A 25,229-nucleotide genomic window follows, 5' to 3' on the forward strand; every position below is an offset into this window, starting at 1 on the left:
TCTCCCGGGCCGCAGCGAAATAAACATGAAGCAGGAACTTTTTTCATAGGATGGTAAGAGCATGGTTTTGCGCCGACTGCCTGCACGAACGGTTTCGCCAAGCGGCGAGCCTTTTGGCCCGTGCAGCGGGTGCAAACTGACAGGGTTATCTTGCGGCATCCGGGGGAGGAATCGCAGGTGAGCTGGAAATCGGCGCTTTACGACTACGTCCATGATCGCAACGAACGCGCCTTGGGGCGCAAGATCGTTCCCGCCGCGGCAGACGAATACGACGGAGATCGCCCCCTTGGCGCGGAAGACGAGGCCGTGTTCGAACGAATCCGGGCGGCAGCCAGGCGCAGGGCGGCAGACCGGGGCGAACGCGGGCTGAAGCCGGTCCGCCACGAGACGCGGTCTCGCGTGCTCCGCGTGGATGCGGGCAAGGATGCCGTCACCGCGCTCATCGAGCTGCGCCAGCTGTTCCGGTACGAGAGTTTCGGGCAGACGCACGAGGAGGAGCGGGCGGAGCGGGAACGGGTGGAGCTGACGGCTCAAGGCGGCAAGTGGCGCGTCCGGCGCATCGCTCCGCTCGGCGACGAAGCCGACGCCGCGGCGTTTGCGCGCAATGTGCCTGCCGGGCAGGCGGACGGAGGCGGCGTCGGTTTGCCGGCGGTTTATCCGCCGCTTCCTTATTTGAACCGGGATGTGTTGTATTCGTTCGAAACGGGAAGGCGCAAGACGCGTTACGACAGGCAGGCGGCCGTTCAATATGCCGATCGATGGTGGAATTCCTATAATCCGCAATTCGAGCAATTTGAAGTCGATTGCACCAACTATGTATCGCAGTGCATCTATGCAGGCAACGCCCCGATGAACTATACTGGGAAAAGGGATTTGGGCTGGTGGTATCGCGGCCTTAGCGGCGGGCAGGAATTGTGGAGCTACAGCTGGGCGGTGGCGAACAGCCTGCAGCTGTATTTGCGCGGCGGCGGTTCGGCCTTCGGCCTGCAGGCCGCGGAGGTGGACTCTCCGGCGCAACTGACGCTGGGCGACGTTATTTGCTACAGCTGGGACGGCGTTCGTTTCGGCCACAACACGTTCGTGACGGCGATGGCGCCGGACGGCATGCCGCTCGTCAACGCGCATACGGTCAACAGCCGGCACCGCTACTGGGATTACCGCGATTCTTACGCATGGACGGAGCGAACGAAGTATCGCTTTTTTCATATTGCCGACTATTTTTGACCCCTGAAGCCGGGCCATCATCTTCGATGGGCTTCGATAGAAAGTTTCTCATATGGAGGCTGCCATGAACAACAAAATCCGGGTCGGACTCGTTTACGGGGGAAAGTCGGGCGAACACGACGTTTCCTTGCAGACGGCGCTGGCCGTCATCGGTGCATTCGATCATACGAAATACGAAATCAAACCGTTCTTTATTACGAAGCAAGGCGCATGGCGCAGCGGGCCGGCGTTGACGGGACCGGCGGAAAGCGTCGCCCAGCTGACGTTCGGCGAGCAGGGAGCGGCCGGCGGCGCGGATGAAGCAAGCGCGCTGCAGCCGCTGTTTGCGACGCTCGGAGGCGGGTTGCCTACGACCGGCGGGGAAGCAGGGGCCGCCGCCGCGGGCGCGACGCTTGACGTCGTGCTGCCGCTGCTGCACGGCACGTACGGCGAAGACGGCACGATCCAGGGGCTGCTGGAAATGGCGGACATTCCGTATGTCGGCGCAGGCGTGATGGCCTCGGCGGTCGGCATGGACAAAGCGATGATGAAGAAGGTATTTGCGCAGGAAGGGCTGCCGCAATGCCTGTTTCGTTATTTTACGCGCGGCGATTGGGAGAAGAACGAGTCGTATCACTTGCTCGAGATCGAAACGGCGCTCGGCTATCCTTGTTTCGTCAAGCCGGCCAATCTTGGCTCGAGCGTCGGCATTTCCAAAGCGAAGAACCGCCAGGAGCTGCTGGACGCGGTGGCGCTGGCGTTCCGCTACGACCGCAAGGTGGTCGTCGAGGAAGGCGTCGACGCGCGCGAAATCGAAGTGAGCGTGCTCGGCAACGATGAGCCGGAAGCTTCGGTACCGGGCGAGATCGTGCCTTGCAACGAATTTTACGATTATAAGGCCAAATACGTCGACGGCAATTCTGCCATGATTATTCCGGCCGAGCTGCCGGAGGAGACGGCCGAGGCCGTCCGGTCGCTGGCGATACGCGCGTTCAAGGCGATTGACGGCTCGGGTTTGGCGCGGGTCGACTTTTTCCTGAGCCGCGCGGACGGCAGGCTGTACATCAACGAAATCAACACGATGCCCGGCTTTACGCCGTTCAGCATGTACCCGCTGCTGTGGAAGGAGTCCGGCAAGTCGTACCCGGAGCTGCTCGGCAACTTGATCGAGCTGGCGCTGAAGCGGCATGAAGAGAAGCGTCGGCTGACTTATTCGTTCGACGTCGGAGAGTGACCGGCGGTTGTTTCGCTCCGGCCGTGATTTGCCAGCGATTGTGCAAGAATTGAGAATGACTCGCCTATCCGTGAGAAGATGGTTTGGCCGCGCGGCAGTATAATGAAAACGAAAGCGGGAATCAAACATCTGCGGGAGGCGAATTATAGTGGCGGGTTGGCGCGATTTGCACGAACTAGTGCGAGCGGAAGTGAAACAGCGGACGGAGGAAGGCTGCGCGACGGAAGGCTTCGCGGAAAAAGTCGCCGAAGCGGGAACCGACCGGACGCGGTTGATGGCGGTATATAACGAGTTGATGGCGCTTCCGATTCGGGCGGACTTCGCTTACGAGGAGCCGTCGGATTTGGCGACGATTCGCGCCCAGCGGCCGGACGGGCCGCGGCGCTTGACCGATACGCTGGACGAGGCCGCCTGGCGGGACAAGTTCCTGGGCGCCTGGCTCGGCCGCTGCGTGGGCTGCGCGCTCGGCAAACCGGTGGAGGCGTGGCCGTTCATGAACGGCTCCGGCGGCAATCCCGGCTGGCGCAACGTGCAGCTGTGGTTCGAAGGGGCGGACGCCTGGCCGATTCGCGGCTACACGCCGTCGGAATCCAGGGCGCAGGAGCAATACGGCCTGGCGCTGGCGACGAAAGACGCCAAGAGCACAAGAGAACGCATCCGTTTCATGGAAACGGACGACGATATCCGCTACACCGTGCTGGGACTGATTATGCTGGAGGAGCACGGATTCGACTTCGACTCCTACGACATCGGCAAAATGTGGCACAGAAGGCTGGCTTATCGCCAGGTATGTACGGCGGAGACGCAGGCTTACTTGAATTTCTCCCAGGTGACCGCCCATCATATGGACAGGCCGGCCACGTGGGCGGAGGATATCGAGTGGGTGCGCACGTATTTGAATCCGTACCGCGAATGGATCGGCGCGCAAATTCGCGCCGACGGCTTCGCCTACGGCGCCGCCGGCAACCCGGAGCTGGCCGCCGATCTGGCCTGGCGCGATGCCGCCTTCTCGCATGTGAAGAACGGCATTTACGGGGAAATGTTCGTGGCGGCAATGATCGCGGCTGCGTTCGTCGAGAACGATCCGGAGCGGATCGTGCGCATCGGGCTCAGCGAAATCCCACGCAACTGCCGGCTCGCGCACGATATCGAGCAAGCCATCGCCATCGCCAAGGAAGCGACGGATCAGATACAGCTGGTCGACCGCATATGGGAAGCGTTCAAGCACTACCACCCGGTGCATACGAACAACAATGCCGCGCTGGTCGCCGCGTCGCTCATCTTCGCCAAGGGCGATTTCGAGCTGGCGGTTGCCACCTCGGTGCTCGGCGGCTGGGATACGGACTGCAACGGCGCCACTGTCGGCTCGATCATGGGCGCGTCGCTTGGCGCAAGCAAACTGCCGGAGAGCTGGACGGCGCCGCTCAACGATACGCTGTACGCCGAGTTGACCGACTTCCATCCGATCTCCATCTCGGAATGCGCAAGCCGCACATACGAAGTATTCCGCAAGCTTCGCGGCTAAGCGCGAAGAACAAAAGACAGTCCCCGGGCCGGTTTCCGGGGGCTGTTTTTTGCGTACGGGAGCATGCCGCGGCCAGTTGGGACCGCGAGGTTTAAACGTATTTTTGCATTTCAGGAAGACAAGAGTAGCTACTGGTTGGGGGCGGCGGTTATTGTCCGGGAGCGTCGCAGTTTTCGAAATAAGCCACTTTTTATGGCTCATTCGGCCCAAAGTGACCGGCAACAGCCAAATAGCCAGTGATTTCACTGGCTATTTGGCTGTTTTTTCCGGAATTGGGTCCGCCGCAGAGAAATAGCCAGCGTTTTCGCTGGCTATTTCCGACGAGCCGGGCAAAATGAGGCGAATAGGCCATTTTTCATGGCCTATTTCCGGCGAACCGCTGATTTCGGCGGCGCGGCGGTGGAGCCGGGCCGATCACCGACCGGCGAAGGCTCGCCAGCCGGCGGGAGGCGCGGCCGGGGCGTCACCGGAGCGGTGCCGGTATGCCCGCCGGCTGCCACCGCAGCCGCCTCACTCCTCCAGCTCCTCCAGGCCGGTTGAGTAAAACTTGCTTTTCAGCGCGCTGGTGTTCATGCCGTAATACGCTTTGAACACTTTGGCGAAGTGTGCGCTGTCCGTATAGCCGATTTCCGCCGCGATGTCGTTCAGCTTCTTGTTCGTCGTCAGCAGCAGTTCCTTCGCCTTGCGCATGCGCACCGCGATCAGGTAGTTCCAGATCGTGGTGCCCGTCTCCTGGCGGAACACGTTGGCCAGGTACGGCTTGCTCACGTTGACCGCATCGGCAATCTCCTGCAGGCTCAGCTTGCCTTGGTAATGGCTCTCCACGTAGCGCTTCACTTCGTGGATCGCCCGTTTGCCCGAGCCGGCGCCGGCCATCGCCTCGCGGTTGTTGAACCAGGCGGCCGCCAGCTCGAGCCGGAACACCGCCGTTAGGCGAAAATACAGCCGCCGATCGCTCGTTACCGGAACCGGCGACCGCTCCGTTTCCTCCGCGAGCCAGGCGTTTACGCCTTCGGCTTTGCGGGCGGCGGCCACGCGGGCGATCCATTCGTCGGCCAGCGGCGCGAGCAGGTCGTAGCGCTCGTTCGCCCAGCCTTCAAGCATCGCCAGCGTGTCGATGACGAGCAGCGGCAGCGAGTGGGAGGTGCGGTTGCCGGGAGGCTCCTGCCACCTGGAGAGCAGCGGCCTGCCGGCATTGTAAAACTTCAGCAGCAACGCCTTCGCCTCGTTCGTGCGCATCGTGCGCAGCCTTTCGGCGGCGGTGTGCAGCGCGCCTTCGAGATCCGAACGGCGCACCGGCTTGACGATGTAGTCGATCGTGCCGAGCGAAATCCCCCGTTTGGCATACTCAAAATCGTCGTAGCTGGAGACGAGAATCGATTTGATCCACGGGAACCGCTCGTTGACGATGTTGATCAGCTCCAGGCCGTCCATCCGCGGCATGCGCACGTCGGTGATCAGGATGTCCGCGTAGCCGCTCTCCAGCCACTTCAGCGCATCTTCCCCGTTGGCGGCCACTCCCGCCGCGGCGAAACCGGGGCATTCCTCCACGCGGCTGACGATGCCGTTTCGAATCCATTTTTCGTCGTCGACAATGAAGATGAACAGCATCGGCTTACCTCCCTGTCATGATGTGTGCATGGGCAGTATCAGGTTGACGCGCACCCCGCCGCGGGAATGGCGGTTGCCGATGGCCAGCTCCGCCTGCAACCCTTCCCGGCGATAAAATTGCCGGATGCGGTAGGCCACATTTTGCAGCCCGATGCTGCGGTCGCCGTCCGGAATGTCGAGGTCCTCCTCGCGGATCTTGCTGCGCAGCGAGGCCAGCGTTTCCGGCGGAATGCCGGCGCCGTTGTCGCAGATCCGGATCAGCACGTACCGGTTGCGCCAGTTTCGCACGGAAATGTCCAGCCGGATCGGAAGGCCAAGCTTCTCCACATTGTGACGGATGGCGTTTTCCAGCACGGGCTGCAGCATCAGCTTCGGGCAACGGACCGACAGCAGCGAGCTGTCGACGCGATACCGGTACTCGATCGTTTCGAAGCGGATTGCGGCCAGCTCCAGGTAATGCCGCGTATGTTCGATTTCGTCGCCGACCGTCACGGCGATATCGCGAATCCGCGACGAATAACGAATCATCGCGGACAGCGCGGCGACCGCCTCCTCGATCGGCTTCATGCCCGACACGCTGGCCATCGCGTTGATAGTCTCCAGCGAGTTGTACAGAAAATGCGAATGAATCTGCGACTGCACGGCGGTCATAATCGCCGTTTGCTCGCGCCCACGCGTTCGCGCCAGCTCGTCGACCGAGGAATCGAGGTTGCGCAGCATGTCGTTGAAAGCGTGGCCGAGTTGGGCGATTTCGTCCGTGCCGCCGACCTCCGGTCCCGGCGCGATATGGCCGAGCTTCGTATGCAGCAGTTGCCGCTTGAGCAGCAGGATGCGTTTGACCAGCGACGAGCTGAAAGCGTAGATCAGCAGCACCGTGCACACGATGCCGACGGCCGTTACCGTCAGCGTTACGTCGCGGACGAGGTAAATCGTACGGGCCGCTTCGCGGTACGGCACTTCAATCGCCGACTTCCAGCCCGGCGTATTCGGAATGGAGGCGAACACGACGAATTGTTTCGTCTTCTTGTCCATGAACGCGCCGGACGGCTCTTGCAGCAGCTTGTCCCGGTACTCCCGGGGAACCGGAGTCAGCATCGCCTCCGCAGAGGAATGGGCGACGATGGTGCCTTCCGCGTCCAGCAAATACCGGTCGTGGTGCTCGCCGTTGTTCATTTTCTGCAGGATCGTCAGCAGCGGGTCGACGGAAATGTCCATTTGGATATATGCCTTGCTGCCGTAATAGTTCAACTGTTTCGACAGCGTCAGCACTACGATCGGCTCGCCTTCGTAGTCCGTCGACCGCCTGACCGTGATGTAGGGCGAGCTGGTGCCGGCTTCGGGCTGGCCGATGATGTGCTCCGCCAGCTTGTAGCCGAGCTTGAACGGAAATTTCGGATTGTAGCGCAGCTCGTAGCCGTACGGATTCAGCAGCGAAATCGAAAGCACTTCGGGATGCTGCATCACGAAGGGCTGGATCGAATTCTGAAAGATCAAATTGTTCAGCCTCAGGTAGGACGATGTAAAATTGTCCTGCTCGCGCGTCCACTGGTAAAACTCTTCGCTGCCCTGGATGAACAGAAACGCCTGCTCGTATTCCTTGAAATAGCGGTTGATGTTCAAATTGGCCTGTTCCAATATTTGGCCGCTGTACCGTTCCAGATCGAGCTGGAGCATCGACGACGTCAGCACGTATTGCACGACGCCCACGGTGGAAGCGATCAGCAGAATGACCGTAACGAATGCGACGATCAATTTGCGTTTGATCGATTCCCTTATATATTGCAGCCATTTCATGATGTCCACCGCTCCCCGCGCACCCGCTTTCCGTTCAGTCTACAACCGGAGCCCGTCGGACGCAATCGCACATTGCCGGAAAGCGCCTGGCCCTGCACCCGAAGCAAATACAGCCCCGGACGAACCAGGGCTGTATGCGGACAAGAGCGGGGCGGAAGCGCGTTATTTGCTTTTGTTATTGTTGTACCACTCGGTCATTTCTTTGATCAGCTGGTCCCCGCCCTGCTTGCGGACATTTTGCACGAAGGTGTCGAAGTAGTCGACAGGCAGTTCGCCGTACACGATTTTGGTCATCGTTTCCTGGATCATGCTGCCGGAATACCAGTCCAGCTCGGGATGCTCCGACAGTGCCTTCGGCTTCGGCATGGCCACCGTCGGGTTCGGCAAGCCTTCCTTGCGAGCGATCGCGTACGCCGCATCGATGCGCTGCGTCGCTTCCGGCGCGTAGCGGGCCGGGATCGTTTTGGCATTGTAGTACAGCGGCGTGACGGCGAATACGTTGCGCTGGTTTTTGCTCTTGTCGTTGCTCGCGTCGTAGACGTATTTGTCGCCTTCCTTGCGGTACGTGTCGCCTTCGATGCCAAGGTCGACGTAAACTTGCCCTTCCTCCGACGCCATCCAGTCGAACAGCTTGACGACCGCTTCCGGATTTTTGCTCGTTTTCATCACGATGGTCGAAACGCTGATCGGATTTTTGCGGTTGCCGACCGGCCCTTCATACCCCGTGCCGTGCGGTGTCGGGATGGCGACCACGTCGACCTTGACGTTTTTGTTGGCGTCCTGGATCGCTTTCTGGTAGTCGGCCACTTGCTCAACCGTGTGGTTGTAGGACGCGATTTGTCCGGAGTTGACCTTCTGGCTAAAGATGCTGCCCGTGTTCGACAGGAACTCCTGGTCAAGCAGCTTCTCCTTGTACATCGTGCGAATGAACTCCAGCGCCTTTTTCATATTCGGATGCAGGTAGCCGGGAATGACTTCGTTGTTGTAGACTGTGTTCGCCGACGGGTCGACGCCCCACATGCCAAAAATGTTTTCCATCCAGCCGAAGCTTTGCCGGCCGCCGAATGGGATCGTATCGTTTTTGCCGTTGCCGTCCGGGTCCTTGTCGCGCAGCAGCCGCAGCATATCGAGGAACTCGTCCGACGTGGTCGGGATTTTGGCGCCGACTTTGTCGAGATAGTCTTTGCGCACGTAGAGCAGACGGTCGGTATCCGTGCCGCCGGCGGCGAAGCGCGGGATCGCCATAATTTGGCCTTTCAGCGTCACGGCGTCCCAGGCGGACTGCGGAATGATCTTTTTCAAATTCGGGCCGTACTTGTCGATCAGGTCGTTCAGCGGCTGCACCATGCCGTTGGCCAGCGTCTCTTCGTTGGCGAAGCCGCCGGTCCAGTAAAAGTCCGGGTATTCGCCCGCGGCCATCTTCAGGCGCAGCTGTTCGTTGTATTTGCCATGGGAAAGAAACGTAACGTCGAGATTGGTGTTCGTCTGTTTCGCCAGGTACGCGATCATGGGTAGACTCATCGAGTCACCGGGCGGAATCGGGTTGTTGACGTCCGTTTCGAACGCTTTCAGCTTCACCGGTGCCGCCGGTTTGACGCTGGCGCTTGCGGACGGGCTTGCGGCCGTCGACGGCTGCGTGCTCGCTCCCTTGGTTTCCTCTGTCTTGCCGCCGCTTGAGCAAGCCGCCAATGTAGAGCCGAGCAGCACGGCCGCGAGCGCCCCCGCCCATTTTCGATCGATAGTTGCTTTCATTGTCTGTACCCCTTTCGAATCGTATGCGAATGAGTGATAATGCCTAATTGTCGCCGCACGTTTGTACGCGCTTACCCTTTGACCGAGCCGAGCAGCGCGCCGCGGATGAAATGCTTTTGGATGAACGGGTAAATCAGCAGAATCGGCACCGTTGCCACGCCGACGGTGGCCATCTGAATGCCAAGCGGCGAAAACTGGTCGATCGACTCCGACAAGTTCAGCAGCGAATCCTGCGTATTGAACTGGCTCAGCACCGCATACAAATACAACTGCAGCGGCTTGATCGCCGGATCGGTGATGTAGAAGAGCGGCCCCATGTAGTTGTTCCAGTGCGCCACGGCGTAGAACAGGGTGAGCGTCATGACGATCGGCAGCGACAGCGGCATGAAGATCCGCCACAGAATCGAATGCTCGCGCATGCCGTCCACTTTGGCGGCGTCGGACAGCTCCTCCGGCAGCCCGCGGAAAAAGGTGATGCACAGAATCAGGTTAAAAGCGCCGATCGCGTTCGGGATCATGATCGCCCACAAGGTGTTGACCATGCCGACGCTTTTGACGATCAGGTACATCGGAATGAGCGGCACCGAAAAAATCATCGTAAAGACGATCGCCAGCAGCACCAATCTTCGTCCCTTGAGCGCCGTTTTGGCTAGCGGATAAGCGGTCAGCAGCGTCAAATACATGTTGATCGCGGTTCCGGCGACGGTGACGAGCACCGAGATGCGGAAGGCGTTCCAGAATATTTGATTGTACCAGACGAGCCGGTAATTATCGAGCGTCCAGTCCACCGGCCAGAACGTGACCAGGTTGTGGATGAGCGCATCCTTCGAGCTGAAGGACGCGGCCAGCAAATGGACGAACGGGACAATGACCAGCAGGCAAAATAAGGTCAGCACGACGGCGTTCAGCGCGTCGAAAATCCGTTCGCCCGGCGATTTCGCATGCATCTGGCTTCTCCCTTCAGTATAAGCTTTCCCCGGTTGTCGTTCGGCTCGTCCAGTTGGCGATCAGCAGCAGCACGAAACCGACGACCGACTTGAACAATCCGATGGCGGTGGAGAAGCTGTATTGCCCGTTGAGCAGGCCGGCGCGGTACGAATACGTGTCGATTACGTCGCCGACCGAATACGTGGCCGGGTTCAGGAAGACGTAAATTTGCTCGAAGCCGATGTCGAGAATGTGGCCGACCTTGAGCAGCAGCAGCACCATCGTTGCCGGCAGCAGGCCGGGCACCGTAATGTGCAGAAACTGTTTCCAGCGTCCCGCTCCGTCGACGGTAGCCGCTTCGTACAGCGCCGGGTTGATGCCGGCGAGCGCGGCGAGGTAAATGATCGTGCCCCAGCCCATCTCCTTCCACATGCCGGTCGCAATAATAATGGTGCGGAAATAAGCGGGTTTCTGCAAAAAGTGAATCTCTTCTCCGCCCATCTGCACGATAAAATGGTTGAGCAGCCCCGATTGCGAAGACAGAATGGCGTACACCAGCGCAAAAATGATCGTCCACGACAGGAAGTGGGGCAAATAAAGAATCGTTTGCATCCAGCGTTTCAGTCGTTTCCGATGAAGCTCGTTCAGCATGCAGGCCAGCAGGATGGGCGCGGGAAACGCAAAAACAAGCTGGTACAGGCTGATGACGAGCGTGTTGCCGAGCAGCCGCTTGAAATTCGGATACGCGAACATTTGCTCGAACCATTTGAAGCCGACCCATTCGCTGCCCGTCATGCCTTTGAAAATGTTGTAGTTCTGAAAGGCGATCACGCTTCCCAGCAGCGGAACGTAACGGAACAAGAGAAAAAAGACGATGCCGGGCACGAGCATCAAATACAGCTCGCGATGGTTCAGGATGTATCGGATCGCGCTCGTCTTCTTTCGGATGACCGCCGTACCGCCTGCCGGGCTGCTGTGCGGCGTGTTATGAAGCATGGCTTCCTCCTTCTCTCGTGATGTAAAGGCTCTGTAAGTGTCGTGCTTGTTATCAGTGTAAAGCCGGCGCCGGTGCGGAACAATCGGGTCAGATTATGGGTTGTTGTCGGATATTATCGAGTTGCGTGGTACAATGGAGGGAAGGAAACACTGAAAGGGGAGCGAAGAATGGGGTTTCAAACCGAATTTAATTCCGTCTGCAAGTTTAAATCGCGCCAGGAGCTGGACGAACTGCTCGAATACGGCCGCGGCAAAATGGTCAAAAGCGGGTTCCGCGTGTTCCCGACCGGCCAGAAGGTGATCGCGTATACGCCGGACAATCAGGCGATCGCCATCGTGCGCATCGTCGCCTCGATCGCGGAAATCAACTTCCAGGGCGAAGAAATTACGCAAGTGGAAATGGAGCTTGTCCGCAAGCTGAACGAAGAGGAAGCGCGCGTGCAAACGGCGCTGGCGGACGAAATGTTTTTCGGCGAGCACCAGGGGTAGGACACGGCAAACGCCGCTTGCTCGCGAAACGACTACTTCAGCATGTCCGGGTGAATAGGAAGGCTTTGCACGATCTCCTTCATGCTGAACGAGGCGCAGGGGGCCGTTATGGAATGGATCGTATCGTCTTCGGCGTAAACTTCGATCAGTTCATAGCGGTCTCCATGCAGTACGTATTGCTCCAGCGTAAAATTGGAGAGGTCAACAATCCAGTACTCGGGAACGCCGTATTTCGCATAGGCAATACGTTTCTGCACCTTGTCCCGTCTGCGCGAATGCTCGGATGCCACTTCAACGACAAGATCGGGAGCGCCGTTAATGCCTCTGTTGCTGATGATGGACTTTCGCGTGCGATGAATCATGACAATGTCCGGCTGCCGCACTTCCGTATCGGACAGGATGACATCGATCGGAGATAAGAAGATAATGAATTCGTTTCGGCAGCTTTCGTTGAGCTTAAGGTGCAACCCGGCAATGATCGATTGATGGGTTGTTGTAGGCGAAGGGCTCATCAGCTCCAATACGCCGTCGGCAATCTCGTAGCGGTTGCCGTCGTCGGCCATATTGGCGTACAAGTCGTACGTAACGGGCGACTCTTTAATGACCTCTTCATAGGTTTTCTTTTTCATGCGAACGGCCCCCGATCCCAATAAAATAGCACCCCGCAAAGAAACACGTCCCGTGTTTGACTTTGCGAGGTGCTTCCCCGACACTATTGCCTTCATTATGCCTGAACGTCCAACAATTGTCAATACGGCATAAATACCGCGGGTTTTCGAACGATTACTCCGCTAGCGCGAGCGAATTTCCTGACGCATGAACAGCGCGTACGAGAGGCCGAAGCAAATGGCGGTCAGCGCGATCAGCGCCGTCACCTGCGGCCAAACGAGCAGGATGCTCTGGCTGAGCGGCAGCGGGCTCGGAATCGCGCCGATGACCTGATCCATCGTCAACGGGCCGAGATTGCGCACGCTTGGCGTGAGCAGCGTCGACGTCGCTTCGCTGAACAGCTGGCCGGGAGACAGCCGCATCAGGAACTGCATCCACTGCGTATGGCTGATGAGATCCGAAGTGGAAGCGGCGTCGCCGGGATACGTCGAGCTGCCGATCAGGTCGATAATCATCGAATAAAACACGCTGAAAAAAATCCAGATGGCGATGCACGTCAGCGCCGAAGTGGCGGCCTGGCGGAAGCGGATCGAAAAGACGATCGCCAGGTTCAGCCAGAAGGCGACATAACAGATGCTGAGCACGAGGAACAGCATCATCCGCCAAAATTCCTCCGGCGACGGCTGAATGCCGGTGACGACGAGGCCGACGCCGAGCATCATGAACACCAGCGCGGCGAACATGGCGGAAATGACTGCCAGGGCGCCGACGAACTTGCCGTTGATCACGTAATCGCGATGGATCGGCTGCGACATGAGCCGGCTCAGCGTGCCTTTGCCGCGCTCCGCGTTGACGGCGTCGAAGCCGAGGCCAATGCCGAGCAGCGGGCCGATGAAAGAGACGAAGGTGATGAACGGCGGCAGCGTGCCGTTGCTTTCGGTAAACAGCTTGAGAAAAACGAACGCGTCTCCAAGCAAATCGTTCGTTTGCTGCGTGTCCGCGTCGGGATGGCGAATGCCCTGGATCGCCGCGTACAACGAACCGATGCACGTCAGCGCCATCAGCGCCAGCAGCACGATGTACCGCCAGCTGCGGACGTGGTCGCCGATTTCTTTGCGCACGATGACCCAGAACGGATGGAGAACGCCTGCCTTGCCGGATGAGGACGCTTCAATGGCGGCGTCGTCACTTGCGCCGGCCTGATTTGGCGACAGCTTCACGTTTCTCCCCTCCTTCAAAATAGCGGTGGTAAATTTCGTCGAGCCCAAGCTCGCGTTTGCCAAGCTGGTGCAGCGCAGCGCCGGCTTCGACGACGGTGCGGCCGATCGCGGCCGTTATGTCGCTTTCGCATGACGCATGCAGTGCGCCGCCGTCCCGCTCCACCGCAATCACGCCGGGAATTCCGGCAATGAGCGCGATCAGCTCGTCGGTCAGCGGTTCGGCCGCCACCGTGATGCCGATCGGCTCGCCTTCGAACAATTGCCGCGACAACGCTTCGACGGTGCCTTCGGCCAGCAGTTGACCGCGGACGAACAGGCCGACGCGATCGCAAATTTGCTGCACTTGGTGCAGATGGTGCGACGACAGCAGCACGGTGATGCCTTCGTCGCGGCTGAGCCGGCGGATGAGCTCAAGCAGCTCGCGCACCCCTTCGGGATCGATGCCGAGCGTCGGTTCGTCAAGCACGACGACTTCGGGCTGCTTGATCAGCACGTCGGCCAGCCCGAGCCGCTGCCGCATGCCGCGCGAGTAGGCGCCGGCCTTCTTGCGGGCGGCTTCGCCGAGCCCAACCCGGTCGAGCAGCTCGCGCGCGCGGCGTTCGGCGACCGGCCGTTCGATCCGGTTTAGCGCGGCCGTAAACAGCAGGTTCTCGTAGCCGCTGCGGTCTTCATAGAAGCCGACGTCGTCCGGCAAGTAGCCGACGCGTTTCTTCACCTGCAGCGGCTGGCGGGTCGAATCGAGCCCGCACACTTTGACGGTGCCGGAGGTAGGTTCGGTCAGCCCGAGCATCATCAGAATCGTGGTCGATTTGCCCGCCCCGTTCGGACCGAGCAAGCCGAATATTTCCCCTTTGTTCACCGTAAGCGTGAGCCGGTCGACCGCGGTTTGTTCGCCGTATTGTTTGCACAAGCCGTACAGCTCGATGATCGGTTCGCCCACGGTTACCGCCTCCCGTATTTGCGGAACAAGTAGTAGATGCCCCCCGCTACCAGCAAAATAATAATGACGCCGATCCAGCCCCACAGCATCGACGTTTTGACGGCGACGCGGAATTGGGCGTCGGCCGATTTCTCCGGCGAGCTGGCGGTCATTTGCACGACGTAGTCGCCGGCGATCGATTTGCCGCTCGCCTTGATCGTCGCTTCCACCTGGGCCGACTGGCCGGCGGCCAGATTGTCGATTTTCTGCGGCGCAAACGATACTTCCCAATCGACCGGCGCGCTGGTGGACAGCTGCACGTCCTTCAGATCGGCGGAGCCGCTGTTCGTCACCTGGAGCGTCAGCTTGCGAGTTTTGCCCGAGGTGATGTCGGTGCTGAGCACGCCGCTCGGCGTCCCGAGCGTCAAGCCGTACGAGCCGGTGACGACCGCTTCGAGTAGGGCGTTGGACTGGGTGCCGCTGCCGGCGATGGTGACGGGAATTTTGTACGAGCCGGCTTTGATTTGATCCGGCGGGTCGAGCGTAATGCTTACCGTTTCCGAGTTGCCGGGGTCGACCGGCACCGATGTTACGCTTTTGTCGCTGACGTTGTAGGTGATCGTCCAGCCTTGGGGGACGTCGGATTTGAGCGCGTACAGCTGCTTCTCCAGCGTGCGGTTCTTGATCGTCATGCTGTAGCTGAACGTGGCGTCGGCGTGGCCTTCGACGTTCGGCTGCGCTACCGTCGCTTCGGTGTTGAACGTGCCCTGCTCGGAAATCGTCACGTTCAGCGGCAGCGCCGTTGCGCCGTTCGCCAGCACGCCGAACGCGTAGTCGCCTTTGTCGATTTTTTGCGGCACGGTAACTTGCAGGCTGAGCGATTGCGGTTCGTTCGGTTTGACGGACAGGCGGGAAATGTTTTTGCCGCCGGCGGTCAGCTCGTATTTCCAGTCGGCGGAAGGCATCTTGACCGCCAGATCGACGCTCTGGATCGAGGTGCTGCCGTTGATCGCCTGGATATCGTACGATACGACTTCCCCCGGGGGAACGGATATGCTTGTATACGGCGTGAACAGCTCGATTGACGCGTCCGCGGCGCTCGCTTTGCCGCCGAGCGGGAGCGGCGCCAGCATCAGCAGGGCGGCGAGCAGCCCGCCCAGCAACCTTCTTTTCCTCATGTCGATGACCTCCTGAATATGAAATGAATCACCCTGAGTACGGCGCTCGCCGCCGTTTGGATTTACCGCGCCGGAATTTATTTATTTCCAGGGGAAACGGAGGGGGCGGAAAATAGAGGATAAAAAAGAGGCCGTCGATTCACGAGTGGGGAGAGCGTCAAATCCGGCCCAAATGACTATCGTCATCGCGCATAAACGAACAGTTTGCCTGGACCGGGGCAAATAAGGCGGAAAAACCGACGTAACTCGCTGCCGCTGGGAGGACCCGGGCAAATAAGGCGGAAAAACCGACTTAAATCGTTGCCGCTGGGAGGGCCCGGGCAAATAAGGCGGAAAAACCGACGTAACTCGCTGCCGCTGGGAGGACCCGGGCAAATAAGGCGGAAAAACCGACTTAAATCGCTGTCACTGGGAGGACTCTGACAAATAAGGCGGAGAATGGATCTCTTTTCGAATCCAATCCAATCGAAGCGGGAAGGAAAAACCAACCAATCGGCTCTCCACTGGTAAACGAGGCAAAAAACAAACCCCGTCGGATTCGCGGAAATTCAGCGCATCGCGCCCTTGGCGAGAAAGCTGAAAATAAGGTAAATTTTCGCTTAAAACAACATAAAAATGCGGGCCGGATCCTTCAATTCCGGCTGTTTTTCTGCTACAAATGCAGTAAAGAGAGAGGCAAGGTACGGGAGCCGGAGGGAACGACGGGAGGGGTTCAACATGCGCGAAACCGCTTGCGACACGGAAAATGCGGCCGCGCTGCTGCGCGAAATGGCGGACGGCAGCATGGATGCGTTCGATCGGTTCTACTCGCGATACGCGGGGCTCATCTACAAAATCGCCGCCCACATGCTGGGCGACGCGATGGAAGCGGAAGATGCGTGCCACGACATCTTCCTCGAGGTGCTGCAGAAGCCGGGGAAGTTCGACCCGGCGCGCGGCAGCGTCGAGGCGTGGCTCGCGGTAAAAACGCGCAGCCGCTGCATCGACCGGCTGAGGCAACGCAAGCGCACGGTCGTCGGCAGCGCCGCGGCGGAAAGGGCCGAGACGACGACGGCAGAGGAGCGCGTGCTCGTCAACCTGCAGCGCGAATCGCTGCGCGAGGCGATGCGGCAAATTCCGAGCCGGCAGCAGCAGGCGCTGCGCGGCATGTATTACGAGCATCGCACGCAGCAGGAGCTGGCAAAGACGCTGGAGCGGCCGCTCGGCACGGTGAAATCGCTCGTTCGTTACGGCCTCGGCAATTTGCGACGGAAAATGGAGCAGCTCGGCTGGGGCGACTCGCCGCAATCCGGTTCGGCAGGGGAGGGGCGCATCTATGGCGGCAAACCCCAGTAAATGCGGAATGCCCGAAGAAACGATCGTCGACTGCGCCCTTGGCCGGCTCGGCGACAGGCGGGAGCGGGAAGTATGGCGGCATATCGCCGGCTGCGCCGATTGTGCCGCCATGTACGAGGAATGGCGCAGGCTGCTTGACGCGCCAGCGCCGGCTCCAACGCCAACGCCAACGGCTGCGCCGCCGGCCACGCTGCGAAAGCGGCTCGCCCATGCCGTCCGGCGCCGGCGCGCGGCCGCGTTCCTCCGGCGCCTGCAGCCGCGACGGCAATCGCACGCCTTGGCAGCCGTCGCCATGTGCATGCTCGCATTGGCGTTGTACTTGTCGTCGCCGGCGAGTGCGCCGGGAGAACCGGCGCCGCAGGACGGCACGATTCCGCATATGGACATCGCGCTCAAGCCGGAAACGGTCAAGTTCGCTTTTAAGCCAGGGCAGGCGGCGGACGCGGGAGGCGTAACCGGCTACGTCTGGATGAACCGGCGTTCGCAGGAGGTGCTGGTCGTGATGGAGGGGCTCGCTCCCCTGCGCGATCGCGATTACCAGGCGTGGATCGTCACGGGCGACGAGTACGCCAGCGCCGGCGTGCTTCGCTCCGGAAGCGGCACAAGCCATGTATACTACCGCGGCGAACGGCTCGGCGATTTGCGCGGCCTGGCGATCAGCCTCGAGCCCAAAGGCGGCAGCCGGCTGCCCACCGACGCCGGGCATATGTGGGTCGTGCTGAAGCAGCGGCATGTGGCCGGAGGCGCGGTAGAACTGGAGTGAAGGGCGAAGCGGGCGCGGAACCCGTTTGCTTTTGCAAGCCGATATGGTAGACTCGCTTCAGGCTGAACCGGACCGGATCGGGGAATCGTAACGCCAACAGGGCTCTACGATTCGACAGACGCGGAGTGATGCGCATGCTTGTACGTTTCGGTTACGTCGCCATGTCCCTGCTGGTCGACAACGCCTCGCCTGCCAAAACAATGACGCTGACCGGCTTCCGCAAGCTGCCGGACCGCGACGCCGCGCTAAGGCGGCTCGCGCGCATCGCCGGGGAGAACCTCGCCAACACGCTGCGCCTCCTGCGCCACAACAAGGCGCACGATATTCACCTGTACCGCTTCTCCTCCAAGCTGGTGCCGCTGATCGGGCACGGCGACGTGGCGGACTGGGACCCGCTGCCGCAGCTGGCGCCCGCCTTTGCGGCGATCGGCGCTTACGTGCGGGAGCACGGGATGCGGACGGGGTTTCATCCCGACCATTTTACACTGCTGAGCACGCCGCGCGAGGATGTGCTGGCGAGCTCGATCGCCGACCTGCGCCGGCACGTGCGGTATCTCGAACTGATGGGGCTGGACGACACGGCCAAAAGCAACATCCATATCGGCGGCGCCTACGGCGACAAAGCGGCGGCTGCGGCGCGCTTCTGCGGCAACTACGCGCGGCTGGACGACGGCGTCAAGCGCCGGCTGACGCTGGAGAACGACGACAAAACGTTCACCGCGGCGGAAACGCTGGCCGTGTGCGAGCAGGTCGGCGCGCCGATGGTGCTGGACATTCACCACCATATGGTGAACCATGACGGGGAGGACGCCGTCCGGCTCTGGCCGCGCATCGCGCGGACGTGGTCCGGGCAGCGGGTGCCGCCCAAAATTCATGCTTCGAGCCCGCGCAGCGAACGCGAACCGCGCGCCCATGCCGACTACGTCGATGCGGCGGAGCTGCTCCGCTTCCTGCGCGCGATTGCGCCGGAGACGGAGCGGCTCGACGTGATGCTGGAAGCGAAGGCCAAGGACGCAGCCTTGCTGCGGCTGATGGAGGAGCTGCGCGGGGAACCGGGAATCGTTCCGGTCGACGGGGCGACGATTGCCACCTTCAGGTAGCGGAGAAAGGGTTGTCACATTCCATGCGCAAATCGGTCAAATCGCTGTCGCGGCTAAGAGGCGTGCTGGCGAACGTGCAGTGCCAATTGTCGCTGGCTGCCTATACGAAGGTGGACAGCAGATGGCGGCAGTACAATTTTGTCCCCGAGTTCAACCGATTTTACTATATTCAGGAGGGCGAAGGGGCGCTCGTCATCGACGGGACGACGTATTATCCCAAGCCCGGGCAACTGTTCGTCATGCCGTCCGGGGTTACCCAGTCGTACTTCACAACAAACGGCGACAATCCGTTCGGCAAGCTTTGGTGCCACTTCACCGCCAACCTTGGCGATGCGAACCTGTTCCGGTTTCTCAAATCGCCCTACTGGATCGACGTGCCGGATCAGGAGCGAATGATCGAGCTGTTCCGCCGGCTGATCGTAGCGTACCGCAGTCCGCAAGTGACCGCCGGGCTGCTGCAGAAAGCGGTGCTGCTCGAAATCGTCAGCGAATTTCTGGAGACGGCGTTCGCCGGCCAATACGAGCCGGAAGCGGTCGTGGAAGACGAACAGATGCACAAAATCCAGCGCATCCTGGCGTTTATCGAACGGCATTTGCACGAAAATATTACGATCCCGCAAATGGCCGAACATATCCATTTTCACCCGAACTATTTTATCCGCCATTTTCACGAATTGGTCGGCATTCCGCCCATGCAGTACGTGCACCGCTTGCGGATGGACAAAGCGAAGCTGCAGCTGTCGACGACCGGCAAATCGATTTCGGAAATCGCCGGAGAGCTGGGCATGGAGCTGTATTATTTTTCGCGCAGCTTCCGCAAAGCGGTCGGCATGTCGCCGACCGAATACCGCCATACGTTCGGACAGCAGGACTGATTGCGCCGAAAACAGGTTAGTTTTATGCAAATGGAAGTGAGGATCGGTCATTTCATGTCCGTACTGCCCGCCGTTACAATAAGGTCAGCAGCCGGGGCATGCATTGCCGGCCGGCGCAAACCACGATGGCGGAGGACAACCATGACCAATCAACTGCAATTGCTGAGCGACGAACAGATGCGTACGTTTTTGGCGCAAGGGTATTTGATTTTGCAGACGGACTTTTCCGATGCGTTTCACGAGCGGCTGCTCGGCCAATTGAACGAGGTGTACAGCAAGGAAGGCAACCCGGGCAACAATTTGCTGCCGCGCATCCGCGAGCTTCGCCAGGTGTTCGACCACAAGATCGTGCGCGGCGCGCTGACCAGCGTGCTTGGACCGAACTACATGCTGCATGCGCACCGGCACGGCCATTTCAACAACTCGCCGAAGCCGGGCGGCTGGCACAAGGACAGTTACTGGGGCTACTCTTACACCCGGCATCTTCGGCCGTGGTGGGCGATGATCATGTATTTTCCGCAGGATACGCCGCTGGAGCTCGGGCCGACGGGCGTGATGCCGGGCACGCAGTATTACGAGTCGCGCACGTTTGCGGGAGACGAGCACGAGGCGGAGGCCAAAGCGAGCGGAAAAGCGGGCACGTTTGCGCTGATTCATTACGACATCTGGCATCGTTCGACGGCGAACACCGCCGGCAAGGAGCGGTACATGCTCAAGTTCGAGTTCATGCGTACGGAGCTGCCGACCTCGCCGAGCTGGGACAATCGCGAGCGCGAATGGCGACTGCCGGCCTCGCTCGATCCTTCGGTTCGCCGGCAGGAGGCGCTGTGGCGGGAGTCGTGGCATTGGCTGCAGGGCCGCGGCGGCGTTGCGGCAGCGGTTGACGGGTCGGCGGCTCGCGCGGGCGAGCTTGCCGCCGCATTGGCCGGCGCCGACGAGCCGGCTGCGCTGGACGCGGCCTACGCGCTGGCTGCGCTTGGCGAGCCGGGCCGGGCCGCGCTGCTGGCGGCGCTGCACGGCGAAGCGAAGCAAGCGTCGCGGTGCGCCGCGTACGGACTTGCCGTCGCCGGGCCGCAGGCGGTGCCGGGGCTTGTCGCCGCGCTCGGCGCGGAGCGCGAGCAGACGGCCGCGCATGCGGCGTTTGCGCTCGGCGAGCAAGGCGCCGCCGCGGCGGGAGCGGCAGAGGCGCTGGCCGCGAAGCTGGGCGACGCGTCCGCTCCCGTGCGCTGCGCGGCAGTGGAAGCGCTCGGCTGCATCGGCGCGGGCGGGACCGCGGGCGCTGCGCTTGTGGCGGCGCTGGCCGAAGCGCTCGGCGACGGGAACGCGCAGGTGCGCTTCACGGCCGGGCTGGCGCTGTGCAAGCTGGGCGCGACGGCGGAAGCGGCCGTGCCCGCGCTCGTGCGCGCGATGGAGGACGACAACCGCTACGTACGCGCGCATGCGGCGGAGGCGCTGTACTACATCGGCACGGAGCAGGCGAAGGACGCGCTGCTCGAGTTTCTCCGGGGCGCCCGCTGGTGCCCTTCGACGACGCCGGCGAGCACGTTTTATCCGTAAATCGCGCCTATTAAAAGGGGTGCCCCGAAAGGTCAGTCGACCTTGGGGCGCCTCTTTTCGATTTGTGCTATGCTAGGGCGTGTCTGAAAACTCCGAGGAAAAGAGGGATCGCGATGAACCATCTGCTGCTGGCAGACGACGATCCGCATATCCGGGCGCTGGTCCGTTATGTCATGACCCGCGAAGGCTTCAGCGTGCACGAAGCGCGGGACGGGGCCGAGGCGGTGAAGGTGATGCAGTCCGAGCCGATCGACATCGCCATCATCGATGTCATGATGCCGCATATGGACGGGTTTGAGCTGTGCGGGCATATTCGGCACCATTACGACATCCCGATTATTATGCTTACCGCCAAAGACCAACTGTCGGATAAGGAACAAGGCTATCTTCGCGGGACGGACGACTACGTGACCAAACCGTTCGAGCCGGAGGAGCTGCTCTTCCGGGTCAAGGCGCTGTTCCGCCGCTACAGCCGGGCTTCGAACGATACGATCCGCCTGCATCGCATCGCCATCGACCGCAGAAACGTGGAAGTTACCGACGGTCAAACAGTTTTTTTGCTGCCGATGAAAGAGTTCGAGCTGCTGGCTCAGCTGGCGCAATATCCGGGGCGTCTGTTTTCGCGCGACGAGTTGATCCTTCTCGTATGGGGAGCGGATTACGAGGGAGACGACAGGACGGTCGACGTCCATATCAAACGGCTCCGCCAGCGGTTTGCCGATTACGCCGACGACTTTACGATTCAGACGGTACGGGGCATCGGCTACAAGATGGTGGTGAGCGAATAAATGAAGACGCTTTACAGCCGGGTGCTGCTGATCACATTGGCCGTTATTTTCGCCAGCAGCATGCTCGGTTTTTTCGCATCGAACATTTATTACCATGTCAAGCTGAAGCCTTATAACGACGGGAAGCTTGTGTCCATCGCGGAGGAGATGAAGCGGTTTATTGAAGCGGAGCCTGCCGGCATGGATCGTTATCTGCGCAATGCCGCCGCTCTCGGCTATGAAATCTATGTGACGGACGGGAAAGCGGATAATCAATTTTATGGAAAAAGCTTTCGTCAACAGGATCTGGACGAGCGGGACGTCGCGCTGGTGATTGGCGGCGGCGTCTACCACGGCGTGGCGCAGTTTCCGAACAAGCCGTTCGTCTCCGGCTTCTTCGACAACCGCCTGAGCAACACGGTAGGCGTCCCCGTTCAATTGGCGGCGAAGCCGTATGCCTTGTTCATGCGGCCGGACGTGCTGCTGCAGTTCGGCGAGCTTCGCTCTTTTTTTGCTTTGGTCGGTTTGCTGACCGTCATCATCAGCATGCTGCTTTTTGTCATCAGCACCCGCTACATCGTCAAGCCGATTACGAGGCTCACCGAAGCGACAAGGCGGTTAGCGCAAGGAAATTACAATCTGCGGCTGACAGCCGGAAGGCGAGACGAAATCGGTCAATTGGCCGGACACTTCACGACGATGAGCCGGGAGCTGGAACGGGTCGACCTTGCGCGCCAGCAGTTTGTGTCGAATGTGTCGCATGAATTTCAGTCGCCGCTCGCTTCGATCCAGGGCTTTGCCAAAATATTGGCGCAGAGCGATTTGCCGCAGGAGGAACGGGAGCAATATGCGGCGATTGTTGAAGCCGAAAGCCGCCATCTTTCCTTGCTGGGCAAACAGCTGCTGCTGCTTTCTTCTCTGGAGCAAGGGGGAGAGGCGCTGAACAAGAAGCAGTTCGCCTTGCGCGGCCAAATTCGTCAAGCAGCCGAGATGCTGCAATGGCAGCTGGAAGAGAAGGAGCTGCTGCTGAAGCTTTCCGTTCCGGAGTCGATTTCGATTTGCGGCGATGACGTGTTATTGATGCAGGTGTGGATCAATTTGCTCGGCAATGCGGTGAACCATATTCCGCCCGGCCGGGAAATTGAAATCCGCGCAGAGATGACGTCGTCTTGTGCGCGCGTCGTTATTGCGGATACCGGGGACGGGATCCCTGCGGAGCATCTGCCGTTTCTGTTCGACCGGTTCTACCGCGTCGACAGCGCGCGCGAGCGCGCTTCCGGCCGAACCGGCCTTGGACTCGCCATCGTGAAGAAGATTGTGCTGCTGCACGAAGGAAACGTCGAAGCAACCAGCGCGCCCGGAGCCGGCACACAGTTCATCGTAACGCTTCCCGTTTTGTAATGAGTTATTCACGCGCCGTTCATTTTCGCCCCCTACACTGGAACCATCAAGGAGGGAAGCGCAATGTATCTGGCCATTCGGGAGATGAGATTCGCCAAAGTCCGGTATTCGCTGCTGGCAACCATTATGCTGCTGGTCGCTTTCCTGGTCCTGTTCGTTACCGGACTTGCGCGCGGTCTCGCTTATGACAACGCGGCATCGATTCAGAATATGACCGCAACCCATTTTATTATGGAGAAAGATTCGAATCATCGGTTCACCCGCTCGCAAATCGGTGAAAAGGACCTGGCAGCGGCCGGCTCCATAACGGGAGAAGAGTATGCGCAGCCGCTGGGAGTCAGGATGGCAACCGTAACGGCCGAAGGAACCGCCCTCAAGCTCGACGTGACGCTTCTCGGGATCAGGCCGGAAGGCTGGCTGATGCCCCCGGTAACCGCCGGGGCGGCCATTTCGTCGCAGAAGTCGGGCCAAGCGGTGGTCGACAGCAAACTGAAGGATTCGGGGATCGGCCTTGGCGACGTGATCGTCGATTCGGCTTCCGGCTTGAAATGGACGGTCGGCGGGTTCGTCAGCCATGAATCGTTCAGCCATTCGCCGGCGGTATTCCTGAACGAGTCCGACTGGCGGCAAATTCAGTCGGCGGCTTCGGCGCGGCCGGGAGTGGCTTCGGCAGAGGCCGGCACGACCTACAGCGCGATTGCCGTGAAGGCGAACAAGCAGCAGGCGAAGCAGCTTGCGGATCTGCTGCCGGATGCCGAAGTCGTGGCCAAATCGCAAGCCGTTTCGGCCATTCCGGGCTACAAGGAAGAACAAGGCTCGCTGATGATGATGATCGTATTCCTGTTTATTATCGCATCTTTCGTTCTGGCGGTATTTTTTTACGTCATTACCATTCAGAAGAGCAGCCAGTTCGGCATTCTGAAAGCGATCGGCGCCCGATCCGCCTACCTGGCGCGCAGCGTCACGCTTCAGGTGCTGGTTTTGGCCGCGGGCAGCCTTACAGTCGCCATCCTGCTTGTCCAGGCGGTGGAAGCCGGTTTGCCCGCCGGCATGCCGTTCCGGCTTCCTGTATCCGATCTGGCGCTGACGAGCGTCGCTTTTATCGCGATGTCGCTAGCCGGATCGTTGCTTTCGGTCTGGAAAGTGACCCGAATCGACGCCTTGGACGCGATTGGGAGGGCTGCGGCATGAAACACAGGCTGATCCTGCAAAATATTACGCATACGTTCGAGGACGGCGGCATGCAGCGAACGGTGCTGGACCAACTGAACGTGCAAGTGGCGGAAGGCGAACTGGTCGCCGTTATGGGGCCTTCCGGTTCCGGGAAAAGCACATTTCTGTCGATCGCCGGCGCGCTGCTGGAGCCGACGGGCGGGGAAGTTTATGTGGACGGGGAAGCGATATCCGGCAAAAACGGGCAGGAATTGGCCGCCATGCGGCTGCATAAGCTGGGGTTTATTTTCCAAAGCGCGCACCTGATTCCTTATTTAAAGGTGGAAGAGCAGCTGTTGTTTGTCGCAAGGCTGGGGGGAATGGACCGAATGAAGGCGGCCGGACGCTCGCGCGACATGCTGCACAAGCTCGGCTTGAGCCACCGCGGAAGTGCGTATCCCGAGAAGCTGTCGGGAGGCGAACGCCAGCGTGCGGCCATCGCCAGAGCGCTGATGAACGATCCGGCCGTGCTTCTGGCCGACGAGCCGACAGCGAGCCTGGATGCCTCCAGGGGGATGGATGTCGTACGTTTGATCGCCGGCGAAGTGAAGCAGTCGGGCAAAAGCGCAGTCATGGTGACGCATGACGAACGCGTTGTGCCGCTGTGCGACCGCGTGCTTTATTTAACGAACGGCGGTCTGGCCGAAAAGTAGGAAGCAGCAAGCCGTGCGGTCGCCCCTCGCCGCTCGCGCACTTGGCCGGCGACCGGCGACGCGCGCGACCGTTGCGTCACTATTTCGCAAGACAACCCCGCCACGCCGC

General features: G+C 60.4%; 22 protein-coding genes. 13 read left to right on the plus strand and 9 right to left on the minus strand.

From position 1 onward, the window contains the following. Positions 1–177: 177 nt before the first annotated feature. From EXY20_RS17705 to EXY20_RS17715, 3 genes are all read left to right on the plus strand, one after another. Positions 178–1,224 carry an amidase domain-containing protein gene (locus EXY20_RS17705; RefSeq protein ID WP_135553433.1) on the plus strand — a complete coding sequence of 349 codons (1,047 nt, stop codon included), beginning with the start codon at positions 178–180 and terminating at the stop codon, positions 1,222–1,224. Positions 1,225–1,288: 64 nt separating this feature from the next. Further along, a complete protein-coding gene (locus EXY20_RS17710) occupies positions 1,289–2,437 on the plus strand; it encodes a D-alanine--D-alanine ligase (RefSeq protein ID WP_135553434.1) in 1,149 nt (382 codons plus the stop codon). Positions 2,438–2,585: 148 nt separating this feature from the next. Beyond that, positions 2,586–3,962, plus strand: coding sequence for an ADP-ribosylglycohydrolase family protein (locus EXY20_RS17715; RefSeq protein WP_135553435.1), 1,377 nt, complete (start codon positions 2,586–2,588; stop codon positions 3,960–3,962). A 510-nt stretch (positions 3,963–4,472) separates the two neighbouring features. On the opposite strand, the gene EXY20_RS17720 is transcribed toward EXY20_RS17715, so the two are convergent. From EXY20_RS17720 to EXY20_RS17740, 5 genes are all read right to left on the minus strand, one after another. Beyond that, entirely contained in the window at positions 4,473–5,573 is a 1,101-nt protein-coding gene (locus tag EXY20_RS17720; RefSeq protein ID WP_135553436.1) for a response regulator transcription factor, read from the minus strand. Positions 5,574–5,588: 15 nt separating this feature from the next. Then, positions 5,589–7,367 (minus strand): cache domain-containing sensor histidine kinase, encoded by a 1,779-nt coding sequence (locus EXY20_RS17725; RefSeq protein WP_135553437.1) that lies wholly within the window; start codon positions 7,365–7,367, stop codon positions 5,589–5,591. A gap of 162 nt (positions 7,368–7,529) precedes the next feature. Further along, positions 7,530–9,119 carry an extracellular solute-binding protein gene (locus EXY20_RS17730; protein WP_135553438.1) on the minus strand — a complete coding sequence of 530 codons (1,590 nt, stop codon included), beginning with the start codon at positions 9,117–9,119 and terminating at the stop codon, positions 7,530–7,532. Between the two features lie 71 nt (positions 9,120–9,190). Further along, positions 9,191–10,066 carry a carbohydrate ABC transporter permease gene (locus EXY20_RS17735; RefSeq protein WP_135553439.1) on the minus strand — a complete coding sequence of 292 codons (876 nt, stop codon included), beginning with the start codon at positions 10,064–10,066 and terminating at the stop codon, positions 9,191–9,193. Positions 10,067–10,079: 13 nt separating this feature from the next. Further along, on the minus strand, positions 10,080–11,042 hold the full coding sequence (locus EXY20_RS17740) for an ABC transporter permease (RefSeq protein WP_235886081.1): 963 nt from the start codon (positions 11,040–11,042) through the stop codon (positions 10,080–10,082). A gap of 168 nt (positions 11,043–11,210) precedes the next feature. On the opposite strand from EXY20_RS17740, the gene EXY20_RS17745 reads away from it, so the two are divergent. Beyond that, positions 11,211–11,531 (plus strand): hypothetical protein, encoded by a 321-nt coding sequence (locus EXY20_RS17745; protein WP_135553440.1) that lies wholly within the window; start codon positions 11,211–11,213, stop codon positions 11,529–11,531. A gap of 32 nt (positions 11,532–11,563) precedes the next feature. Here the strand turns inward: EXY20_RS17745 and EXY20_RS17750 are convergent, their stop codons facing one another. From EXY20_RS17750 to EXY20_RS17765, 4 genes are all read right to left on the minus strand, one after another. Beyond that, positions 11,564–12,160, minus strand: coding sequence for a Uma2 family endonuclease (locus EXY20_RS17750; RefSeq protein WP_135553441.1), 597 nt, complete (start codon positions 12,158–12,160; stop codon positions 11,564–11,566). A 162-nt stretch (positions 12,161–12,322) separates the two neighbouring features. Further along, the gene (locus EXY20_RS17755) at positions 12,323–13,360 is read right to left on the minus strand and encodes an ABC transporter permease (protein ID WP_235886082.1); all 1,038 of its coding nucleotides are present in this window, start codon (positions 13,358–13,360) and stop codon (positions 12,323–12,325) included. Next, positions 13,326–14,300, minus strand: a complete 975-nt coding sequence (locus tag EXY20_RS17760) for an ABC transporter ATP-binding protein (protein WP_135553443.1) — start codon at positions 14,298–14,300, stop codon at positions 13,326–13,328. The genes EXY20_RS17755 and EXY20_RS17760 overlap by 35 nt, the downstream gene beginning before the upstream one ends. Positions 14,301–14,302: 2 nt before the next feature. Further along, complete coding sequence (locus EXY20_RS17765) at positions 14,303–15,457, minus strand: COG1470 family protein (RefSeq protein WP_135553444.1); 1,155 nt, start codon at positions 15,455–15,457, stop codon at positions 14,303–14,305. A 717-nt stretch (positions 15,458–16,174) separates the two neighbouring features. On the opposite strand from EXY20_RS17765, the gene EXY20_RS17770 reads away from it, so the two are divergent. From EXY20_RS17770 to EXY20_RS17810, 9 genes are all read left to right on the plus strand, one after another. After that, a complete protein-coding gene (locus tag EXY20_RS17770; protein ID WP_135553445.1) occupies positions 16,175–16,792 on the plus strand; it encodes a sigma-70 family RNA polymerase sigma factor in 618 nt (205 codons plus the stop codon). Then, positions 16,773–17,555, plus strand: coding sequence for an anti-sigma factor (locus EXY20_RS17775; protein WP_135553446.1), 783 nt, complete (start codon positions 16,773–16,775; stop codon positions 17,553–17,555). Before EXY20_RS17770 ends, EXY20_RS17775 begins: the two co-directional genes overlap by 20 nt. Positions 17,556–17,689: 134 nt before the next feature. Continuing rightward, entirely contained in the window at positions 17,690–18,655 is a 966-nt protein-coding gene (gene uvsE, locus EXY20_RS17780; RefSeq protein ID WP_135553447.1) for a UV DNA damage repair endonuclease UvsE, read from the plus strand. 23 nt (positions 18,656–18,678) lie between these two features. Next, on the plus strand, positions 18,679–19,530 hold the full coding sequence (locus EXY20_RS17785; protein WP_135553448.1) for an AraC family transcriptional regulator: 852 nt from the start codon (positions 18,679–18,681) through the stop codon (positions 19,528–19,530). Between the two features lie 141 nt (positions 19,531–19,671). Beyond that, the gene (locus tag EXY20_RS17790; protein ID WP_135553449.1) at positions 19,672–21,087 is read left to right on the plus strand and encodes a HEAT repeat domain-containing protein; all 1,416 of its coding nucleotides are present in this window, start codon (positions 19,672–19,674) and stop codon (positions 21,085–21,087) included. A gap of 113 nt (positions 21,088–21,200) precedes the next feature. Beyond that, positions 21,201–21,875, plus strand: a complete 675-nt coding sequence (locus tag EXY20_RS17795) for a response regulator transcription factor (RefSeq protein ID WP_135553450.1) — start codon at positions 21,201–21,203, stop codon at positions 21,873–21,875. Next, on the plus strand, positions 21,876–23,255 hold the full coding sequence (locus EXY20_RS17800; protein ID WP_135553451.1) for a sensor histidine kinase: 1,380 nt from the start codon (positions 21,876–21,878) through the stop codon (positions 23,253–23,255). It abuts the gene before it with no gap. Between the two features lie 63 nt (positions 23,256–23,318). After that, positions 23,319–24,446, plus strand: coding sequence for an ABC transporter permease (locus EXY20_RS17805; RefSeq protein WP_135553452.1), 1,128 nt, complete (start codon positions 23,319–23,321; stop codon positions 24,444–24,446). After that, positions 24,443–25,120, plus strand: a complete 678-nt coding sequence (locus EXY20_RS17810) for an ABC transporter ATP-binding protein (RefSeq protein ID WP_135553453.1) — start codon at positions 24,443–24,445, stop codon at positions 25,118–25,120. Before EXY20_RS17805 ends, EXY20_RS17810 begins: the two co-directional genes overlap by 4 nt. The last annotated feature ends 109 nt before the right edge of the window (positions 25,121–25,229 follow it).

Origin of the sequence: Paenibacillus cymbidii (assembly GCF_004764705.1) — a bacterium.
Classification (GTDB): Bacteria; Bacillota; Bacilli; order Paenibacillales; family NBRC-103111; genus Paenibacillus_AN; species Paenibacillus_AN cymbidii.